The sequence below is a fragment of the Streptomyces sp. NPDC018947 genome (assembly GCF_044390505.1).
Lineage (GTDB): Bacteria > Actinomycetota > Actinomycetes > Streptomycetales > Streptomycetaceae > Streptomyces.
Map to the genome: position 1 here is coordinate 398,377 of NZ_JBIRZD010000003.1, position 20,672 is coordinate 419,048.

The window sequence follows — 20,672 nt, forward strand, 5'->3', positions numbered from 1 at the left end:
CGCTGGAGCCCCTCCGTGTCCGTCCTCCCCGCCCCCCACGGCCCCGTCGCGCACCGGCCGGTCTTCTCCCCCGAGGAGATCGCCGTCCGCGCCCGGCGGATCAGGGAACCCGTCCACATCGTCACCGCGCCCGGCGGACGTGAACTGGGGCTCGCCACCGGCCCCGTGCCCGACGGCCCCGTGCTCGGCACGCTGCCCCCGCTGTACCCCGAATGGCTCGGCGGACGCACCTTCTGCGAGGCGCACGGCGTCCGGTTCCCGTACGTGGCGGGGGAGATGGCGAACGGCATCGCCACCACCCGCATGGTGTCGGCGATGGCCCGCGCGGAGATGCTCGGCTTCTTCGGCGCCGGCGGCCTCGCGTACGGCGAGGTGGAGCGGGCCGTGCACACGCTGGCCCGGGAACTGCGCTCCCGTACCAACTGGGGCGTGAACCTCATCCACTCCCCGGCGGAACCCGCGCTGGAGTTCCGCGTCGCCGAACTGCTGCTGCGCTGCGGGGTGCCCCGGATCTCGGCGTCGGCGTTCATGGAGCTGACCCCGGCCGTCGTGCTCTGCTCGGCCCGAGGGCTGTCCCGCGGCGCCGACGGCCGGATCGTGCGGCGCACCGGCGTCCTCGCCAAGGTCTCCCGGCCCGAGGTGGCCGAGCGGTTCCTGTCGCCCGCCCCGGCCGGGCTGCTGGACCGGCTCGTCCACCGGGGCAGCCTGACCGCCGAGGAGGCCCGGCTCGCGGCCCAGGTGCCGGTGGCCGAGGACATCACCGTGGAGGCCGACAGCGGCGGCCACACCGACAACCGCCCCCTGCCCGCCCTGCTGCCGCGCATCGCCCTGCTCCGCGACGCGCTGTGCCGGCGGTTCGGCTACCGCGCACCGGTCAGGATCGGCGCGGCCGGCGGGCTCGGCACCCCGGACGCGCTGGCCGCCGCCTTCGCCCTCGGCGCCTCCTACGTCGTCGTCGGATCCGTGAACCAGACGGCCGTCGAGGCGGGCCTGTCCGACGACGCCAAGGCGATGCTCTGCGAGGCGGACGTCGCCGACGTCGCCATGGCACCGGCCGCGGACATGTTCGAACTCGGCGTCACCCTGCAAGTGCTCTCCCGCGGCACGATGTTCGCCCGGCGGGCCGGCCGCCTCCACACGGCCTACCGGACGCACGCCTCGCTGGAGGAGATCCCCGCCGCGGAACGCGCCGTGCTCGAACGGGACGTTTTGCGCGCCTCGTTCGACGAGGTGTGGCAGCGCACGCGCGCGTTCTGGGAACGCCGCGACCCCGCGCAGATCAGCCGGGCCCTCGCCGACCCCAAGCACCGCATGGCGCTGGTCTTCCGCTGGTACCTCGGCAGCTCCAGCCGGTGGGCGATCAGCGGCGAGACCTCCCGGCGCACCGACTACCAGATCTGGTGCGGACCGGCGATGGGCGCCTTCAACCGCTGGGTCGCCGGCTCGTTCCTGGCCGAGCCGGCGAACCGGTCCGTCGTACGAATCGCCCTCAGCCTGCTGGAGGGCGCCGCCGTGCTCACCCGCGCCCACCAACTGCGCGCCCACGGCCTTCCGTTGCCGCCCGAGGCATTCACCTGCACCCCGTACGGGCCGGCGTGAACGGCCCGGACCCCACCGCGAGGCCGGCCGCAGCCGTCGTACGACCCCGAGGAGAGACCGTGTCCCGCACCCCCGCCACACAGGTGCCCGTCGCCGTGATCGGGGCCGGCGCCCTGGTGCCCGGCGCGACGGACACCGCCGGATACTGGCGGATCGTGACCGGCGGCCGGGACCTGATCACCGAGGTGCCCGCCTCCCGATGGCTGGTGGCCGACCACTACGACCCCGACCCGTCCGCCCCCGACAAGACGTACGCCCGCCGGGGCGCCTTCCTGCCGGAGGTCGACTTCGACCCCCTCGCCTACGGCGTGCCGCCCGCCAACCTGACCGCGACGGACACCGCCCAGCTTCTCGCCCTGATGGTCGCCGACCAGGCACTGGCCGATGCCGGGGGCCTCGGCACCGTCGACCGGGACCGGGTCGGCGTCGTCCTCGGCACCGCCGCCCTGGAACTGCTCCCGCACATGTACGGGCGCGCCCACCGGCCGCTGTGGCTGAAGGCGCTGCGGGAGAGCGGCATGGCCGAACCGGAGGCCCAGGCGGTGTGCGACCGCATCTCCGCGCACTTCAGCCCGTGGCAGGAGTCGACGTTCCCCGGTCTGCTCGGCAACGTCGTCGCCGGCCGGATCGCCAACCGCTTCGACCTGCACGGCATCAACCACACCACCGACGCAGCCTGCGCCAGTTCCCTGGCCGCCCTGTCCACCGCCGTCGGCGAACTGGCCCTCGGCCGGGCGGACCTGGTGATCAGCGGGGGCGTCGACACCGGCAACGACGTCGGGATGTTCCTGTGCTTCTCCAAGACCCCCGCGCTGTCCCGCACCGGTGACTGCCGCCCGTTCGCGGACACGGCGGACGGCACCATGCTCGGTGAGGCGGTCATCATGTACGCCCTCAAGCGGCTGTCCGACGCGGAGCGGGACGGCGACCGGATCCACGCGGTGATCCGGGGCGTCGGCACCTCCTCCGACGGCAGGAGCGCGGCGATCTACGCGCCGCTGCCCGACGGTCAGGCACGCGCCCTGCGGCGCGCCTACGAGCAGGCGGGCTACGGCCCCGACACCGTGGAGCTGGTCGAGGCCCACGGCACCGGCACCAAGGCCGGTGACGGCGCCGAACTGACCGCGCTGCGCGAGGTGTTCACGGCGACCGGCCGTACGGACGGGCGGTGGTGCGCCATCGGCTCCGTCAAGTCGCAGATCGGGCACACCAAGTGCGCGGCGGGCGCGGCCGGGCTCCTCAAGGCGGTCCTGGCCCTGCACCACAAGGTGCTGCCGCCGACCATCAAGGTCGACCGGCCGGTCGCGGCGGCCGCCGACCCGGACGGCCCCTTCTACGTCAACACGGCGGCCCGGCCGTGGGTCCGGTCCGCCGGCCATCCGCGCCGGGCGTCCGTCTCCAGCTTCGGCTTCGGGGGCAGCAACTTCCACGTCACCCTGGAGGAGTACGTCCCCGCGGGCACGGCGGCCCGGCCGGCGCCGCGCCGGCGCACCGTGCCGGACGAACTCGTCCTCCTCAGCGGTTCGTCGCCGTCCGGCCTCGTGCCGCCGGAAGCGGAGGACACCCGCACGCTCGCCGCGATCGCCCGGGACAGCCACCGTACGTTCTCGCCCGCGGACCCCCTGCGGCTGGCCGTGGTCGCCACCGGTGTCGAGGACCTGCGGGACAAGTGCGCCGAGGCGCTCGCACGGATCCGCCGCGACCCCGGCACACCGTTCTCCACGCCGACCGGGGTGCGGTACGCCGCCGGGGACACCGGCCCCGGCCGCATCGCCTTCCTGTTCCCGGGGCAGGGCGCCCAGTACGTCGGGATGGGAGCCGACCTGGCGATGCTGTCGCCGGCCGCCCAGGCCGTGTGGGACCGGCTGGGCGGCACCGCCTTCGACGGGCGGCCCCTGCACCGCGTGGTCTTCCCGCCGCCCGCCTTCACCGACGAGGACCGCGCGGCCGACGCCGCGCGCCTGGCCGCCACCGAGTGGGCGCAGCCGGCGCTCGCCGTGCACGCGCTCGCGCTGCTGGAGGTGGTGAGCGGCCTGGGACTGCGACCCGACTGCGTGGCCGGCCACAGTTTCGGCGAACTCGTGGCACTGCACCGCGCGGGCGCCCTCGACGCCGAGGCGCTGGTCGGTCTGGCCCGCAGACGCGGCGAGCTGATGCGGGACGCGGCCGGCACACCGGGCGCGATGCTCGCCGTGGCCGCCGACCGCGACCGCGTCACGGAGGTCCTGGCCGGTGCCGCGTCCGGCGACATCTGGCCCGCCAACCTCAACTCCCCGCGCCAGGTGGTCCTCTCGGGTACGGAGGAGGCCGTGGCGCGCGCCGAGAGGGCCTTCGCGGCCCAGGGCGTCGGCACGCGCCGGCTGGCCACGTCGGCCGCCTTCCACAGCCCCCTCGTCGCCCGGGCCGGTGAGCCCTTGGCCGCGTATCTGCGCACGGTCCCGTTCACGGAGCCCCGGACGGAGGTCTACGGCAACGCGGACGCCGCCCCCTACCCGTCGCCGCCCGACGAGGTACGTGACCGGATCGCCGGTCACCTGACCGCACCGGTGCTCTTCCAGGACCAGATCGAGGCGATGTACGCGGCCGGCGTGCGGACCTTCGTCGAGGCCGGCGCGGGCGCCGCCCTGACCGGCCTGGTCGGGCAGATCCTCGGCGACCGCGAGCACGCGGCCGTCGCCCTGGACCGGCCGGGACGGTCCGGCGTCACCACCCTGCACACCGCCCTCGGCGAACTCGCCGTCCGAGGGGTCCCCCTCGACCTCGACCCGCTCTGGGCGCCGTACGCCCTGCCCGGACCCGCAGCGAAGGAGCGCGCGCCCCGGATGACCGTGAAGATCAGCGGAGCCAACCACGGGCGGGCCTACCCGCCGCCCGCCCCGGATCCCTCCGCTCCGCCGCCGGAGCCCGCGCCCCGTCCCGGCGCCGCCCCCGCCCCCGCCCGCCCCACGACCGACGCCCCGGTGGTCCCGATGCCCGCACACGACTCCGCAGCCGCTCACGACTCCACGCCCGTGTACGACTCCACGCACGCTGACGACTCCACGCCCGTGTACGAATCCGCACCCGCGTACCACCCGACGCCCGCCCACGAAGCGACGTCCGCGTACGACTCCGTACCCGTCCGGGGCACCGCGCCCGTCCCCGGCCCGAGGGCGCCGGAGTACGGGACGGAGCACGCCTACGGAGCCGAGCCGCCGTACGGCCCCGGCCCCGTCCCCGGAGCGCCCTCCCCGTACGCCGCCGAACCCGCGGCCGGCCCCGGCGCCGGCTGGTACGCCGCGGTGGAGAGCGTGCAGCGGCGGACGGCGGAGGCGCACGCGGCCTGCCAGCGGATGCTGACCGACAGCCATGTCGCCTTCCTCCGGATGACCGAGAACACCCTCGCGGCGATGCTCGGCGCCCCGGCCGCCGGCGGAGTGCCGGACGTGCCGGTCCGGCACGCCCCCGTGCCGCAGCCCCGCCCCGCCCCGGCCCGCAGGGACCCGGCACCCGTGCCGGCGGCCCCCGCCGCGACCGGCGCCCTCCCCGCGCCCGAGCCCCCCGCGCCCGAACCCCCCGCACCCGCGGCCCCCGGCCCGGCGGCGTCGGCCGAGGTGGCCGTCGAGGCGCGTTCCCCGCTCCCCGTCCCGGCGCCGGCTCCGTCACCGGACGACCACGCGACGCCGATGTCGGCGTCCGAACTGGAGCGGTTGCTGATCTCGGTGGTGGCCCGGCTCACCGGCTACCCCACCGACATGCTCCACGCGGACATGGAGCTGGAGGCCGACCTGGGCGTCGACTCGATCAAGCGCGTCGAGATCCTGTCGGCCGTGCGCCAGGAAGTGGGCGACGTGGCGACGGGGGACGTCGGCCGGCTCGGCGGACTCCGTACCCTGCGCGAGATCGTCGCGGCGCTCACCGGCCCCACCGGGCCGGCGGGGGACGCGGTGGCGGACCCCCCGGCCCCGGGGAGCCCCCGGGCGACAGCCGCACCCGTCGTCCCCGTTGCCGAGCAGCCGGCCGTCCGGGAGGCCGCCGTCCCGCCGCGGACCGAGGCGGTGCGGCGGCGACCGCTCACCAGGCTCGTACCGCGCGCCGTGCCGTCCGCCCCGTCGGGCCTCGCGGTGGCGGGCCTCCTCGACGGGCCCCTCGTGGTGACGGGCGCGGCCCCGCACGGCATCGCGCTCGCCGGCCTCGTCGCCCGGAAGCTGGCCGAGCGCGGCGTGGACGCCACCGTCGCGGCGGACGTACCCGAGGACGCCCACGGCGTCGTCCACCTCGGCGCGCTGACCGGGGACGCCACGCCGGAAGGCGCGCGGGACGTCCACCTCTCGGCGTTCCGCGCGGCGCGCGCCCTGGCGGCCCGGGCGGCCGCCGGCCGGGGCGCGGTGTTCGTGACCGTGCAGGACACCGGAGGTGACTTCGGGCTCGGCGGCCGCGCGTGCGACCGGGCCTGGCTGGGCGGCGTCGCCGCACTGGCCAGGACCGCGGCGAAGGAGTGGCCGGACGCCTCGGTCAGGGCCCTCGACTGCGAGCGGGGCGGCCGCGGCGACGAGGAGGTCGCCGAGGCGATCGTGCGGGAACTGTTCCAGGGCGGTTCCGAACCGGAGGTGGGCCTGCGCGCCGACGGCACCCGCACCGCCCCGCGCACGGTGCCCGCTCCGGTCGCGCCGGAGAGCACCCCGCGGATCACCTCCGCGTCGGTGATCGTGGCCACCGGAGGCGCCCGCGGAGTCACCGCGGCCGCGCTGCTGGACCTGGCCAGGACCCACCGCCCCCGGATCGTGCTGCTCGGGCGCACCGCGCCCGGCCCCGAGCCCGAAGGGCTGGCCGGGGCCACCGACGAACCGTCGCTCACCCGGCTGCTCGCCGAGCGCTTCGCCGGCGACGAGCCGCACCCGTCGCCCGCCCGGCTCGCCGCACGGGCCCGGGAGGTCCTCGCCGCCCGCGAAGTACGGTCCACCGTCGCGGCACTGGAGGCGGCGGGCTCCCCGGTCCGGTACGTCCAGGTGGACGTCCGTGACGGCGAGGCCGTCGCCGCCGCCCTGCGCGACGTGCGCGGCGCCTGGGGGCCGGTCACCGGCATCGTGCACGGCGCGGGCGTGCTGGCCGACAAGACGATCGCCGACAAGACCGAGGAGCAGGTCGAGCGGGTGATGTCCACCAAGGCGGCCGGGCTGCGCGCGCTGCTGGAGGCCACGGCGGACGACCCGCTGGAGGTGATCTGCCTGTTCTCGTCCGTGGCCGCCGTGTTCGGCAACGCGGGGCAGAGCGACTACGCCATGGCCAACGAGATCCTGGCCCAGGTCGCCTCCGCCGAGCAGGCCCGCCGCCCCGGCTGCCTGGTGCGCTGCGTGGCCTGGGGGCCGTGGCAGGGCGGCATGGTCACGCCCGCCCTGGCGGAGCACTTCGGCCGCACCGGCGTCCCGCTGATCCCCCTCGACCAGGGCGCGTCCGCCTGCACGGCGGAGCTGGACGGCCCGGCCGGTGAGGCCCGCGTCGTCCTGGTGGCCGGGGACGAACCGACGGCCCTGTCGCCGGCCGGAGACCCGCGCCCGGCGGAACTGACGCTCCGCGCGGACACCCTGCCCCAGCTCGCCGACCACGCGCCCGGTGACGTGCCCGTGCTGCCCGTGGCGATGGTCCTCGACCGGCTCGCCGGGGCGGCCGCCGCCTGGCTGCCGGACGCCGGTTCCCTCGTCGTACGCGACCTGCGGGTCTACCAGAAGTACGCCCTGCCCGACCTCGCCGGCGCCGGCCACCGGATCACCGTGCACGGCAGCCGGGGCCCGGCCGGCTCGCCGTCGGGGGTGGAGGCGGAGGTGCGCGGGGAGAACGGCACGACGCACTTCCGGGCCGTCCTGGACACCGGGACGGACCGGCCGGACCCGGCCGGGTGGACCGCCCCGGACGACCTGGAGCCCCTGGACGGCACCGCTCTGTACGACGGCGAAGTCCTCTTCCACGGACCCCGGTTCCACTGCGTGCGCACCCTGCGCGGGGTGTCGGAGAGCGGCGCCGAGGCGACGGTGGCCGGCGTACGGGACCTCGGATGGCCGGGTGAGCACTGGCCGCTCGACCCGGCCGCCGTGGACGGCGCCCTCCAACTGGCCCTGCTGTGGGCCCGGGGCGCGCTCGGCGCGGCGACGCTGCCGATGGCCGTCGCGGAGTGCAGGGTCCACCGGCCCGGCCCGGTGGACGGCACCGTGCGGTGCGTGGTGCGCGGACGCAAGGCCCACGACACGGGGGCGCGCTGCGACGCGGCACTGATCGACGCCGACGGAGCCGTCCGGCTGGAACTGCTCGGCGTGGAGCTCGTCGGCCGCCCCTCCTGAACAACACCCCTGAGCCCCCGGCCACCGGCCCCTTCCGCCGCCAAGTGAGAGACCGCATGTCATTCGAACCGATCGCCGTCGTCGGACGGGGCTGTGTGCTGCCCGGCGCCCTGGACCCGGACACCTTCTGGGAGAACATCGCCGCGGGCCGCTCCAGCCTGTCGCCCGCCCCCGAGGGCCGGTGGCGGCTGCCGCGCGAGCGGGCGATGGGACGGGTCGGCGACCACCTCGACCGCACCTGGACGGATGTCGGCGGATACGTGAGGGACTTCGAGTCCGTCTTCGACCCGAGCGGCTTCCGGATCCCCCCGGAGGACATCGTGTCCCTGGACCCGCTCTTCCACTGGGTCCTGTACGGAGTCCGGCAGGCGCTCGCGGAGGCCGGCCGGGAGGGCCCGCTGCCACGGGCGGGACTGGTGCTGGGCAACCTCCTCTACCCCACGGCCGGCGGGGCCGAGTACGCCGAGCACGTCTGGCTGTCCGGCCGGCCCCCGCTCCGGGACGCCCTGCTCGGGGGCGAGCGGCCCGACGCCCGCGACCGCTTCTCGGCAGGCCTGCCCGCCCTCCTCGCCGCCCGGGCCCTCGGGCTCGGCGCGGGCGCCTGGTCCCTGGACGCCGCCTGCGCCTCGTCGCTGTACGCCGTCAAGCTGGCCTGCGACCGGCTGCACGACGGCACGGCGGACCTCGTGGTGGCCGGCGCCGTCAGCCGCCCGGACCCCCTCTACCTGCACGTGGGCTTCTGCGGGCTGTCGGCGACGAGCCGCACCGGACGCAGCCGGCCCTTCCACCGGGACGCGGACGGGCTGCTGCACGGCGAGGGCGCCGGATTCGTCGCCCTGATGCGGCTGCCCGACGCCCGCGCCGCCGGGCTGTCCGTGCTCGGCGTGATCCGCGGCATCGGGCTGTCCAACGACGGGCGGGGCGCCGGGCTGATCAGCCCCGCGGAGGAGGGCCAGGTACGCGCCATGCGCCTGGCGTACGAGAGGGCGGGCGTCGATCCCGGCACCGTGTCGCTCGTCGAGTGCCACGCCACGGGAACACCGGTCGGCGACGCGGTGGAAGCACGCGGCATGGCCAAGGTCTTCGGGGCGGGCGACGACGTGCCCATCGGCTCGGTCAAGTCGAACGTCGGGCATCTGCTGGCCTCGGCCGGCGCGGCCGGGCTGCTGAAGGTGCTCGGCGCGCTGCGGGCGGGCGTACGACCCGCCACGCTCGGGGCGGAACGGCCGCTGGAGGCGCTGGCGGACACGCCGCTGCGCGTACTGAACGCACCCGAACCGTGGTCCGGGCCGCGGCGGGCGGCGGTGAGCGCCTTCGGGTTCGGCGGGACCAACGCTCACCTGGTGGTGGACCTCCCGGACGAGGTCCCCGCCTCCGCCCCGCCGCGGCGCCCCCGGCCCGCCGCCGTGCCCGTACCGCCCCGGGAGCCGGCGGACGCCCGTACCCCCGTGGCGATCGTCGCCCTCGGGGCCCGGGTCGGCGACGGCGCCCGCACCGAGGACTTCCGGCGTGCGGTGCTGGACGGTGAACGGCGCGGCCCCGTGCGGGAGATCGCCGTGGAACTGCGCGACCTGTGCTTCCCGCCCGTGACTCTGCGGCGGACGACGCCCCAGCAGCTGCTGGTGCTGGAGGCGGCCCGGGAGGCCGTACGGTCGGTGCGCCTGCCCCGCGAGCGGACCGTGGTGGTCGTCGGCGCCGGAGTGGACCCCGAGGTGGCCCGGGCGGGCGCCCGCTGGCGGGTGCCGCACTGGCTGGAGCGTGCCGGGCTGCCCGTGACGGCCTCGGCGGAGGAACAGGCGCGGGACGCGTTCGGGCCGCCCATGACCGCCGAGGGGGTCGTCGGCAGCATGCCGAACCTCGCGGCCAACCGGATCAGCACCCAACTCGACCTGGGCGGAGCGGGGTTCGTGGTCTGCGCGGAGGAGGCGTCCGGCCTGGTGGCGCTGGAGCTCGGGGCCCGGGCCGTGCGGTCCGGCGAGGCCGACGCCGCGCTCGTCGGAGCCACCGACCGGTCCTGCGAGGCGGTCCACCGAAGCGCCCGGCGCGAACTCGGCCGTACGGACGAGGCGGGTGACGCCGCCGTCGTCCTCGTCCTCAAGTCCCTCGCCGCCGCCCGCCGGGACGGCGACACCGTCCTGGCCGTGCTCGACGAGGACACCGCCGGCGCACCCGACCTGGTCGTCGGGGACGGACCCTACGCGCGATTCGACCCGGCGTCGGTCTTCGGACACGCGCACGCCGCGTCCGGACTGCTCTGTGTCGCGGTCGCGGCGCTTGCCCTCCAGCACCGCGCCGTACCGCGGCCGGACGCTCCCGCCGACGTCACGACCGTCCCGCACACCGCGCGGGCCGAGGTGACGCCGATGGACGGCCCCGCCACCGGAGTCCGGCTGCGCGCCGCGGACCCCCGGCCGCTGCTGCGGGGCCCGGCGCCGCGCCTGCACGTCTACTCCGGGGCCGGCCGCCGGGAGGTGCTGGCCGCGCTGGAACGCGGCGCGGAGTCCGACACGGGGCCGGCCCGGCTGGCCCTCGTGGCCGACGACGACAGGTTCCCCGACCGCAGGGAGGCCGCGCGCCGCTGGCTGGCCGAGGGCGGGGCCCGCCCGGCCGACGTGCTGTACCGGGACCGCCCGGTCACGGGGCAGACCGCGTTCGTCTACACCAACGGTTCGGCCGCCTACCCCGGCATGGGCCGCGAACTGCTGCTCGCGCTGCCCTCGCTCGGCGACACCGTCCGGGCCGGGAACCGGGCGACCGGCACCCGGCTGCGGCCCGCCGCGGAGCACGGGGTGTTCGAGCAGATCTGGGCCGCGGCCGAACTCGCCGTGTTCCACACCGTCCTCACCCGCGACGTGCTCGGGCTGCGCCCCGACGCCGCCCTCGGATACTCGTCCGGCGAATCGGCCGCCCTGGTGGCGCTCGGCGTCTGGCCGGACGTCTCGGCGCTGTACCGGGCCACCCGCGACAGCGGACTGTTCACCACCGAACTCACCGGAGAACTCAGGGCGGTCCGACGCCACTGGGAACGCCGGGGACTGCCCGGCCGCCACTGGTCGAGCTACCTGATCAGTGCCCCGATGGAAGCCGTACGGGCCGAACTCGCCGAGGAGCCGGCCGTCCACCTGATGGCGGTGAACGCGCCCGGGATCTGCGTCATCGGGGGCGAGTCCCGGGCCTGCGCGGCCGTGGTGGCGAGGATCGGCGCCGACCGCGCCATCCGGCTCGACTACGACCTCGCCGCCCACGCCCCGGAACTGGCGGAGGTCCGCGAGGTGTGGCGCGCGGCCCACCTCCACCCCACCGTCGACGTGCCCGGGGTGCGGTTCTACAGCGGGGCCACCGGGCGGGCGTACCGGCCGACGGCCGAGCGGGCCGCGGAGGCGCTCACCGCGCAGGGCATGAGCACCATCGACTTCGCGGCCACGGTCGAGCAGGCGTGGGCCGACGGTGTCCGCGTCTTCGTCGAGCACGGGCCGCGCAGGCTGTGCACCGGCTGGATCACCCGGGTGCTCGGTGACCGGGACCACGTGGCCGTGGCACTGGACGCGCCGGGCACCGGGCTGCGGCAGACCTGCCTGGCGGTGGCCGAACTCGTGGCCGCGGGCGTGCCGGTACGCGCCGACGGCCTGTTCGCCCGGCTCGCCGAGGCCGCCACCGAGACCCCGGGCCCCGGCCCCTCCGTCACCGTCCCCCTCCCCGGCCCTCCCCGCCTGCCCGAGCCGGACGAGGCGGTGCCGACGTTGCCCCGGGCCCCGGAACTGGCCCCGGTGCCGCGCTTCGACGCCGCCCCGCGGGCCACCGTCACCGTGCCCGGTCCGGCCTCCCCGGGAGGCGCTGTCCGGCCGGGCGCCGTCACCGTGCCCGGCCCCGCCATCGCCGGACAGCCCGCCCCGCCGAGGGCTCGGGACGCCGGTCCGGCGTCCCGCCCGGTGCCGGGGCCGCACTCGGCGGGTGCCCACGCCCTGGCCGTCCGTCAGAGCGAGCGCGTCGCCGCCCTGCACCAGGAGGTCCTCGCCGGACACACCGAGGCCCACCAGCGCTTCCTCCGTATGTCGGCCCTGGCGGTGACCGCCCTGACCCGTCCCGCCGCCCCCGCCTCGGCACACAGCCCGGCGCCCGCCACGACACAGGGCCCGGCCCCCGCCTCGGCACTGGGCCAGGTCGCCGCCTCCGCGCAGGGCCCGGCGCCCGCCCCCGCACACGCCCCGGCGCCCGCGCCCGTATCGGATCCGGCGCCCGCCCCCGCACCCCCACACGCCCCTCGCCCCACGCCTCCGCCTCCGCAGGGACCCCCGCTCGCCTCCCGCCCGGGCCCGGTGTTCGACCGGGCCCAGTTGGAGCACCTCGCCACCGGCGACATCTCCGCCCTGTTCGGCCCCCGGTTCGCCGAGCAGGACGCGTACCCGGTGCAGACGCGGATGCCCGCGCCGCCCATGCTGTTCGCGGACCGCGTCACCGGCATCGACGCGGTGCCGGCGGCGCTCGCCGCGAAGGGCCCGGTACGCACCGACGGGACGATCTGGACGGAGACCGACGTCCTGCCCGGCAGTTGGTACCTGGACGCCACCGGGCGCATGCCGGCCGGCCTGGTCGTCGAGGCGGGCCAGGCCGACCTGCTCCTGCTGAGCTGGCTGGGCATCGACCTGCTCAACCGGGGGGAACGGGCGTACCGGCTGCTCGGCTGCACCCTGACGTACCACGGCAGCCCGCCACGGGCCGGTGAGACCCTGCGCTACGAGATCCACGTCGACGGCCACGCCGAACACGACGGCGTCCGGCTGTCGTTCTTCCACTACGACTGTTACGTGGACGGGGAACTCCGGCTCAGCGTCCGCGACGGACAGGCCGGGTTCTTCACGCCCGGGGAACTGGAGAACGGCGGCGGCGTGCGCTGGGACCCCGCCGAGCGGCCGCCCGGCGACGACCTGCCGGCCGATCCGCCCGCCGTGCGCTGCACACGGACCCGTTTCACCGCCGACCAGGTGCGGTCCCTGGCCCAGGGACGCCCGGCGGACTGCTTCGGCCCCGGCTGGGAGGCGACCGCGGCCCACGTCCGCCCGCCCGGCATCGACGACGGCCGGCTGCGGCTCCTGCACGAGGTGACCGCCTTCGACCCGGCCGGAGGACCGTGGGGCCGCGGGTATCTGCGGGCCGAGACACCCGTGTCGCCCGACGACTGGTACTTCGAGGGACACTTCAAGAACGATCCGTGCATGCCCGGCACCCTCATGCTCCAGGGCGGCTTCCAGGCGATGGCGTTCTGCCTGGCGGCCATGGGGCACACCGTGGACCGCGACGGCTGGCGCTTCGAGCCCGTCGCCGGCCGCGCCGGCCGGGCCATGTGCCGAGGCCAGGCGACCCCGGCCAGCCGGCGGATCGTCTACGAGGTGTTCGTACGCGGTGTCTCGGCCGGACCGGTGCCGACGCTCCACGCGGACGTGCTCGGCTCGGTGGACGGCAAACACGCCTTCCTGGGAAGGGACGTGGCGCTGCGCCTGGTGCCCGACTGGCCGCTGTCGCAGTGGCGCCACCTCGGACCACCCGCCGCGCAGGAGGACGGGACACCGCTCCCGCTGCCCGTGCTGGGCGGACTCGCCGGCCACCGGGAACGCACCCCCGTGGCGACGTCGGCCGACGGACTCCCCTTCGACTACGCCTCGTTGCTGGCGTGCGCCTGGGGCAGGCCGAGCGAGGCCTTCGGCACCATGTACGAGCCCTTCGACGGCACCCGCAGGGTCGCGCGGCTGCCGGGACCGCCGTACCACTTCATGAGCCGGATCGTGTCCGTGGACGGTCCTCAGGGCCGCCTGCGGGAGGGCAGCACGGTCGTCGCCGAGTACGACGTGCCCGACCGCGCCTGGTACTTCGAGCAGAGCGGCGGCCACGCCATGCCGTTCGGCGTCCTGATGGAGGTCGCGCTCCAGCCCTGCGGCTGGCTGGCCTCGTACGCCGGGAGCGCGCTGACCACCGGCACGGATCTGCTGTTCCGCAACCTCGACGGGTCCGGCACGGTCATGGGCGAGGTCACCCCCGCGACCGGCACGATCCGCACACACGCCGAGCTGACCCGCGTCTCCCGCGGCGGAGACATGATCATCGAGTCGTTCGAGGTGAGGTGCACCGCCGACGGCGCGCCGCTGTTCGAACTCTCCACCGTCTTCGGGTACTTCCCGCCGTCCGCCTTCGACCACCAGCAGGGCGTGCCGGTGCCGGCCGGGGCCCGGGACCGGCTCGACGAGCCGGGTGGCACCACGGTCGACCTGGGCGTCCGGCCCGCCCGTTACCGCGCGGGGCGGCCGCGGCTGCCGGGCCCCATGCTGCTGATGCTCGACCGGATCACCGGCCACTGGCCGGACGGGGGCGGTGCGGGGCTCGGACGGCTGCGGGCGGAGAAGGACGTGGACCCGGGGGAGTGGTTCTTCCGCGCCCACTTCTTCCAGGACCCGGTGCAGCCGGGGTCGTTGGGCGTGGAGGCCATGTGCCAGCTCCTCCAGTACCACCTCCTCGCACACGGCGCCGCGGACGGCGTCCCGCACCCGCGGTTCGAGCCCGTGCTGCCGGGCCGTGAGACGACCTGGACCTATCGTGGCCAGGTCACCCCGGCCAACAGGCTGATCAGGGTGGACATGGACATCACGGAGAGAGGGACGGACGCGCGGGGCCCCTACGCGATCGCGGACGCGGTGCTGTGGGCCGACGACACCTGCATCTACCGGGTGCGCGGCCTGGGCACGCGGGTGGTGTCCGACGCGCCGCCCCGACCGGTCCGGTGACGGGCCGGCGGGCCTCCCGGCCCACATCGCGGACCACCGCGTGGACGCCCCCTTGACGCGTCCGGGACGCCGGTCGACACTTCCCTGGTAATCCTAGTGAACGGGTAGGGAATCATGGGGCGCCTCCAGCCGGTCACCCGCGACGCGAGCGGTACGCCGGCGGCCTGCCCCCTGCTCACCTCCCGCCGTCACATCGACCTCCTCCGCGTCTGCAGCGCCATCAGCTCGCCGCGCTGAGCCGTCCGGCACCGGGCGTGCGGTCCCGCACGGGTGCCGCCCGCCCCCGGTGTCCGCTCATGGCAGCCCGCCGCCTCCGCCGCGCGTGCCCCCGCGCGCGCCCGCACCCGGGGAGAACCATGTCCGTCACACCGCTCGCCCCCGCCCCCGCCTTCCGGGGACGCGTCGGCCGCGATCCGCGCAGCGGCCACTACGCCGTGCCGCGCCGCTACCGCCTCCACCTCTCACCCGGCCACGGCGACAGTCTCCGCGTCGCGGTCGTGCACGGTCTCCTGGGGCTCGACGAGGTGTGTCCGGTGAGCCTCCTCGACCCCGAACCCGACTGTCCCGACGGCGGCCACTCGGTGCTGCGCCCGCTGTACGAGGCGAGCGCGCACCACTACCGGGGGCCGGCCGTCGCGCCGGTGCTCAGCGACGGCTGGTCGGGCCGCATCGTCAGCACGCACGCGCCCGACATCATGCGTGACCTCGCCCGGCACTTCGCCTCGGCCGGCCCGGAGCTGTACCCCCGCGGCGCGGAGGCCGCGATCGAGGCCGTCGAACAGCTCTGCGCGCGGGCGGCCGACCCGGCCGCGCGGGACCAGTTGGAGCAGCGGCTGACCGCCCGCCGCCATGTGCTGGGGGACCGGCTCACCGCGGCCGACGTGGAGGTCTGGGTGGCCCTCACCCGGCTCGGCACCTCCGCGTACCGCACGGGCGACCACCCCGCCCTGTGGGCCCACGTGCGGCGCCTGGGCACGCACCCGGCCTTCGCCCGCCATCTCGAAGGCCGTCCCACCTGACGGGACGGCGTTGACACGCGAACGGTCAACTGCCTTACTTGCGGACCAAGTACGGTCATGGGCGTCGGCGACAAGCGCCGGCCGCTGACCGGCGACCCCCGCTCCGCGGTGGGGTGCCCCGGGTGACGACCGGACCGGACGACACTTCGGCGAGCGCGAGGCCCACGGGCCGGAACGGTGACGGTGACGGACATGGACGCAGCTCCCAGGACGGCGGACCACCGCCCCCGGGGTCACCTGCGCCCGTACCCGAGCCCGCTCGTCGCCGACCGGAGCGTCGATCTGCTCCGCGTCAGCAGCGCACTGTGTACCGGCCGCGGCCGCGACCGCCGCCGAGGCTGACCTCCTTCCCGAGCGTCGACGCCCGCGACGGTCGCACGGCCACGACGAACACCGCCCGAGCGGTGTGCCGTTGTCCTTCCCGCCCCGGTCCCGTGCCTCCCCGTGCGCCTCCTCGCGCGGCGGAGCGGTTCCCGCCGCTCCGCGACGCTCCAGCGGCTCACCGCACGACCCCGGGGTGTCCGAATCCCCCGGAGTCCTCCCATGAGCGAACCCCCGGGTGCCGCCGTGTCCCCCGCCGAGGCACCGCCCACCCCCGCCGCACCCCGGCCGCCCGCCGTCCAGCGGGTGCCGCCCCCGCGCCGGCCCGGACGCCGGATCGCCACCGCGGCCGTCCTGGTCGTCGTCGCCGAGGTCGTCCACGGCCTGGCCACCGGCACCGTCCACCAGTGGGACCGCTTCCGCCACCGGTTCCCGCGCCCCACGGTCCTCGACGGCCTCCTCGTCACCCTCGAAGTGGCCGCGCTCAGCGCCGTGTCCGGTCTGCCGGGCGGTGTGCTGCCCGCCCCCGCCCGGCTCTCCGGCAGCCGAACCGGACCCGGTGGCGGTACGGCTCAAACCCGCCGACGTCCCCGAGACGCCGTGACGGAGCGGGAGCGGTCCCCGGCACACTCCGCCCGGCCGCAGCTGGCGGCACCGTCCGCGCACCGCCGCCGGCGGGCCGGCGCCCGCTGCCGCCCCTGATCACCGCCCCGCCACCGCGAGGCCCGCGTACCCGTACGGACGACCAGGAAGGCACACCCGTGTCCACCACTCCCACCCCCCTGCACCTCGCCGTGGCCCTGGAGGGCACCGGCTGGCACCCCGCATCGTGGCGCGACCCCGCCGCCCGCCCCACGGAGCTGTTCACCGCCGCCTACTGGGCCGGCCTCGTGGCCGAGGCGGAACGCGGCCTGCTCGACTTCGTGACCATCGAGGACGGTCTCGCCCCGCAGTCCTCCCGCCTCCTCGGCCCGGACGAGCGCACGGACCAGGTGCGCGGCCGGCTCGACGCCGTACTGATCGCGTCCCGGATCGCGCCCCTGACCCGGCACATCGGACTGGTGCCGACGGTGACCGCCACCCACACCGAGCCGTTCCACGTCTCCAAGGCGATCGCCACGCTCGACCACGTCAGCACCGGCCGCGCCGGTGTGCGCGTGAAGATCTCCGCCCGCCCCGACGAGGCCGCCCACTTCGGCCGCCGCACCCTCCCGCGCATCGAGAGCTACGAGAGCCCGGCCGCCCGCGAGCTGGTGGCCGGCCTGTTCGACGAGGCCGCCGACCACGTCGAGGTGATCCGCCGGCTCTGGGACAGCTGGGAGGACGACGCCGAGATCCGGGACGTGGCCACCGGCCGCTTCGTCGACCGGGACAAGCTGCACTACATCGACTTCCGGGGCCCGCACTTCAGTGTCAAGGGCCCCTCCATCACGCCCCGGCCCCCGCAGGGCCAGCCCCTCGTCACCGCCCTCGCCCACTGGAGCGTGCCGTACCGGCTCCTCGCCCGGCAGGCCGACGTCGGCTACGTCACCCCGCGGGACACCGCCGAGGCACACGCGATCGTCGCGGAGATCCGCGCCGAACAGGAGGCGGCCGGGCGCGCCGCCGAGCCGCTGCACGTCTTCGCCGACCTGGTCGTCCTCCTGGACGACGACCCCGCCGAGGCCGACGCCCGCAAGAACCGCCTGGACGAGAGCGCGGGAGAGCCGTACACGAGCGACGCCCGCGTCTTCACCGGCACCCCGGCCCGACTCGCCGACCTGCTGGAGGAGTTCGCCACCGCCGGGCTGACCGGCTTCCGGCTGCGACCCGCCGTACTCGGGCACGACCTGCCGGCGATCACCCGCGGCCTGGTCCCCGAGCTGCGCCGCCGCGGGCTCTTCCGCGACGCCTACGAGGCGGACACCCTGCGCGGGCTCCTCGGCCTCGCCCGCCCCGCCAACCGCTACGCCACCGCCACCGCCTGAGCCGGAGGACCCCCGCCATGACCAAGCCGCTGAAGCAGATCCACCTGGCCGCGCACTTCCCCGGCGTCAACAACACCACCGTGTGGAGCGACCCGCGGGCCGGCAGCCACATCGAGTTCAGCTCCTTCACGCACTTCGCCCGGACCGCCGAACGCGCCAAGTTCGACTTCCTGTTCCTCGCCGAGGGCCTGCGCCTGCGCGAACAGGGCGGGCGCATCCACGATCTGGACGTCGTCGGCCGCCCGGACACCTTCACCGTCCTCGCCGCGCTCGCCGCCGTCACCGACCGCCTCGGACTGGCCGGCACCATCAACTCCACCTTCAACGAGCCCTACGAGGTCGCCCGCCAGTTCGCCAGCCTCGACCACCTCTCCGGCGGACGCTCCGCGTGGAACGTCGTCACCTCCTGGGACGCCTTCACCGGGGAGAACTTCCGCCGCGGCGGCTTCCTGCCGGAGCGGGAACGCTACTCGCGGGCCCGCGAGTTCCTGGCCACCGCCCACGAACTCTTCGACTCCTGGCGCGGGGACGAGATCGTCGCCGACCCGGTCACCGGCACCTTCCTCGCCGAGGCCGAGGCCGGCGCCTTCGTCCACCGGGGCCACCACTTCGACATCCACGGCCGCTTCGACGTCCCCCGCTCCCCGCAGGGCCGCCCGGTGATCTTCCAGGCCGGGGACTCCGAGGAGGGCCGCGAGTTCGCCGCCGCCGACGCGGACGCCGTCTTCAGCCGGTACGCCACCCTGGAGGAGGGCCGGGCCTTCCACCGGGACGTCAAGAGCCGCCTCGCCAGGTACGGCCGCCGCCCCGAGGACCTGCTCATCCTGCCGGCCGCCACGTTCGTCCTCGGCGACACCGACGCGGACGCCGAGGAACGGGCCCGCGAGGTCCGCCGGCAGCAGGTCAGCGGGGCCACCGCCCTCAAGCACCTCGAGTTCGTCTGGAACCGCGACCTGTCCGGCTACGACCCCGACGGCCCGCTGCCCGACATCGACCCGGACGTGGCCGGGGACCACATCGCCCGCGGCCGGGCCCAGGTGCGCATGTACCGGGACCCGCCGGCCACCGCCCGCGCATGGCGGGAGCTCGCCGAGGCCAACAAGTGGTCCATCCGCGACCTCGTCATCCACACCGGCAGCCGGCAGACCTTCGTCGGGTCCCCGGCCACCGTCGCCCGCACCATCGACGCATACGTGCAGGCGGACGCCGCCGACGGCTTCATCCTCGTCCCGCACCTCACCCCCACGGGCCTGGACGAGTTCGCCGACACGGTCGTACCGCTGCTCCAGGAGAAGGGCGTCTTCCGCGCCGACTACGAGGGCACCACCCTGCGCGACCACCTCGGCCTCGCCCACCCCGACGCGGCACGCGCCGCGGAACGGGCGGCGTCCTGAGGTTCCACGCCACCGGCCCGACCGCCCCTCGCGGACGCTGGGCCCCGCCCGTCGAACGCGGCCGTGTCCGCCGCCCCCCTGCGGCGGACACGGCGCGGGCCGGGGACGTCACCTCCCCCGAAGGGACGTCCCCGGCCGGCCCCCGGCGCCGGACTGCGGCCGGCCGCCCGGGTGCCGGGGAGCCGTGCGGTCGTCACCAGCACATGACCGCCGTCTCGCCCGCACCCCAGCAGGAGTACAGGCGCACCCGGACGACATAGCGGCGGCCCTTCACGAGACGGGCCCTGATCGTGGCGTTGCGGGGCGTTCCGCCGTCGTCCCGGCCGGCGAGGAAGCGCGGCTGTCCGTCCCGCTCCTCGAAGACCACGACGACGGCGTCGCTGTCGCCGAACGTGCCGACGGTGTACTGCCTGGTCTCCGGCGGATCGACGCGGAAGTCCGCCTGCTCGCCCGGCCCGAGACCGAGCGGCACCGACCGGAACGGCACCAGCGGACCGGGCCGTCCGGCCGGCGGATACCAGCGCAGGGCGAACTCCTTGTCGGCCGCCGAGAGGGTGCCCGGCGGCCGGAGCCCCGCGCGGTAGTGCTCCGGCTCCAGTATCAGCCCCGACGGGAACGGATACTCCATGATCGACTGCGGGTCCCAGACGGGGCCGTTGACCTCGTCCGAGTCGAGCTTGCGCAGGATGTTGTGGAACGTCCGCTCCCGGCTCCAGTGGTTGGGCGGCCCCGCCAGTTCGGCGTAGACCGCCTCGTCGTCCCAGAGGATGCCGGCGTACGGGCTCTGGTGCTCGTGCAGCATGCCGAGCGCGTGGCCGATCTGGTGCAGGGCGGTCGCGCGCTCCCCGGGCGCGGTCAGGTCCCAGCCGAAGTTCATGGTGCGGTCGTTCAGGCCCGCGCCGAGCGCGTCGCGCCCCACCGCCGACCAGGAACCGTCGCCGGGCCGGAAACCGATGCGCAGTTCGGCCTCCGAGCGGTCCTCGACCTCGGTGAGGACGAGCCCGATCCCGAGGTCCTGCCACTCCCGGAAGCAGTCGCGCACCACGGCCCGCTGATTCTCGGTGCCGGTCCACGGACCCCGCCGCGGCCGGCCGGCGCCCCGCAGGGGGACCACCGAGGTGTCGGTGTTGCCGTCCAGGAAGCAGTAGTGCAGCACCGTGCCGTTGACCCACATCCGCCGCCCGCCGACGAGCGCGGCGTGCCGCTCGGCGGCCAGCCCCGGCGGATACGCGGGGGCGGGCTGCCGCGCGAGCGAGCAGTAGCGTGCGGTCATGGCGCCCAGCCT

General features: G+C 76.2%; 8 protein-coding genes, 1 pseudogene and 1 riboswitch. Of the genes and pseudogenes, 8 read left to right on the forward strand and 1 reads right to left on the reverse strand.

Annotated features, from left to right (window positions below; all coding sequences use genetic code 11):
• Positions 1-15 precede the first annotated feature (15 nt).
• The 8 genes and pseudogenes from ACH499_RS09870 to ACH499_RS09905 all read left to right on the forward strand — a co-directional run bounded on the left by ACH499_RS09870 (position 16) and on the right by ACH499_RS09905 (position 19,387).
• Positions 16-1,599, forward strand: coding sequence for a PfaD family polyunsaturated fatty acid/polyketide biosynthesis protein (locus ACH499_RS09870; protein ID WP_399014608.1), 1,584 nt, complete (start codon positions 16-18; stop codon positions 1,597-1,599).
• Between the two features lie 59 nt (positions 1,600-1,658).
• A complete protein-coding gene (locus ACH499_RS09875) occupies positions 1,659-7,913 on the forward strand; it encodes an SDR family NAD(P)-dependent oxidoreductase (RefSeq protein WP_399014610.1) in 6,255 nt (2,084 codons plus the stop codon).
• A 56-nt stretch (positions 7,914-7,969) separates the two neighbouring features.
• On the forward strand, positions 7,970-14,686 hold the full coding sequence (locus ACH499_RS09880; protein ID WP_399014612.1) for a beta-ketoacyl synthase N-terminal-like domain-containing protein: 6,717 nt from the start codon (positions 7,970-7,972) through the stop codon (positions 14,684-14,686).
• Between the two features lie 114 nt (positions 14,687-14,800).
• Positions 14,801-14,923, forward strand: a complete 123-nt coding sequence (locus ACH499_RS09885; protein ID WP_356200961.1) for a putative leader peptide — start codon at positions 14,801-14,803, stop codon at positions 14,921-14,923.
• A gap of 119 nt (positions 14,924-15,042) precedes the next feature.
• Positions 15,043-15,705: a glutathione S-transferase C-terminal domain-containing protein gene (locus ACH499_RS09890; RefSeq protein WP_399014614.1), complete on the forward strand. Its 663-nt coding sequence runs from the start codon at positions 15,043-15,045 to the stop codon at positions 15,703-15,705.
• 53 nt (positions 15,706-15,758) lie between these two features.
• Positions 15,759-15,867, forward strand: a riboswitch (SAM riboswitch).
• 381 nt (positions 15,868-16,248) lie between these two features.
• Positions 16,249-16,572: pseudogene (locus ACH499_RS09895) on the forward strand (amino acid ABC transporter permease); the annotation flags it as partial.
• Between the two features lie 215 nt (positions 16,573-16,787).
• Entirely contained in the window at positions 16,788-17,993 is a 1,206-nt protein-coding gene (locus ACH499_RS09900; RefSeq protein WP_399014616.1) for an LLM class flavin-dependent oxidoreductase, read from the forward strand.
• A 17-nt stretch (positions 17,994-18,010) separates the two neighbouring features.
• Complete coding sequence (locus ACH499_RS09905; RefSeq protein WP_399014618.1) at positions 18,011-19,387, forward strand: NtaA/DmoA family FMN-dependent monooxygenase; 1,377 nt, start codon at positions 18,011-18,013, stop codon at positions 19,385-19,387.
• A gap of 193 nt (positions 19,388-19,580) precedes the next feature.
• Here the strand turns inward: ACH499_RS09905 and ACH499_RS09910 are convergent, their stop codons facing one another.
• Positions 19,581-20,660 carry a M12 family metallopeptidase gene (locus tag ACH499_RS09910; protein WP_399014620.1) on the reverse strand — a complete coding sequence of 360 codons (1,080 nt, stop codon included), beginning with the start codon at positions 20,658-20,660 and terminating at the stop codon, positions 19,581-19,583.
• Positions 20,661-20,672: the final 12 nt, after the last annotated feature.

Coding starts and splice junctions, on each gene's coding strand:
- ACH499_RS09880 (WP_399014612.1), top strand. CDS start 7,970: ATGTCATTCGAACCGATCGCCGTCGTCGGACGGGGCTGTGTGCTGCCC.
- ACH499_RS09885 (WP_356200961.1), top strand. CDS start 14,801: ATGGGGCGCCTCCAGCCGGTCACCCGCGACGCGAGCGGTACGCCGGCG.
- ACH499_RS09890 (WP_399014614.1), top strand. CDS start 15,043: ATGTCCGTCACACCGCTCGCCCCCGCCCCCGCCTTCCGGGGACGCGTC.
- ACH499_RS09905 (WP_399014618.1), top strand. CDS start 18,011: ATGACCAAGCCGCTGAAGCAGATCCACCTGGCCGCGCACTTCCCCGGC.
- ACH499_RS09910 (WP_399014620.1), bottom strand. CDS start 20,660: ATGACCGCACGCTACTGCTCGCTCGCGCGGCAGCCCGCCCCCGCGTAT.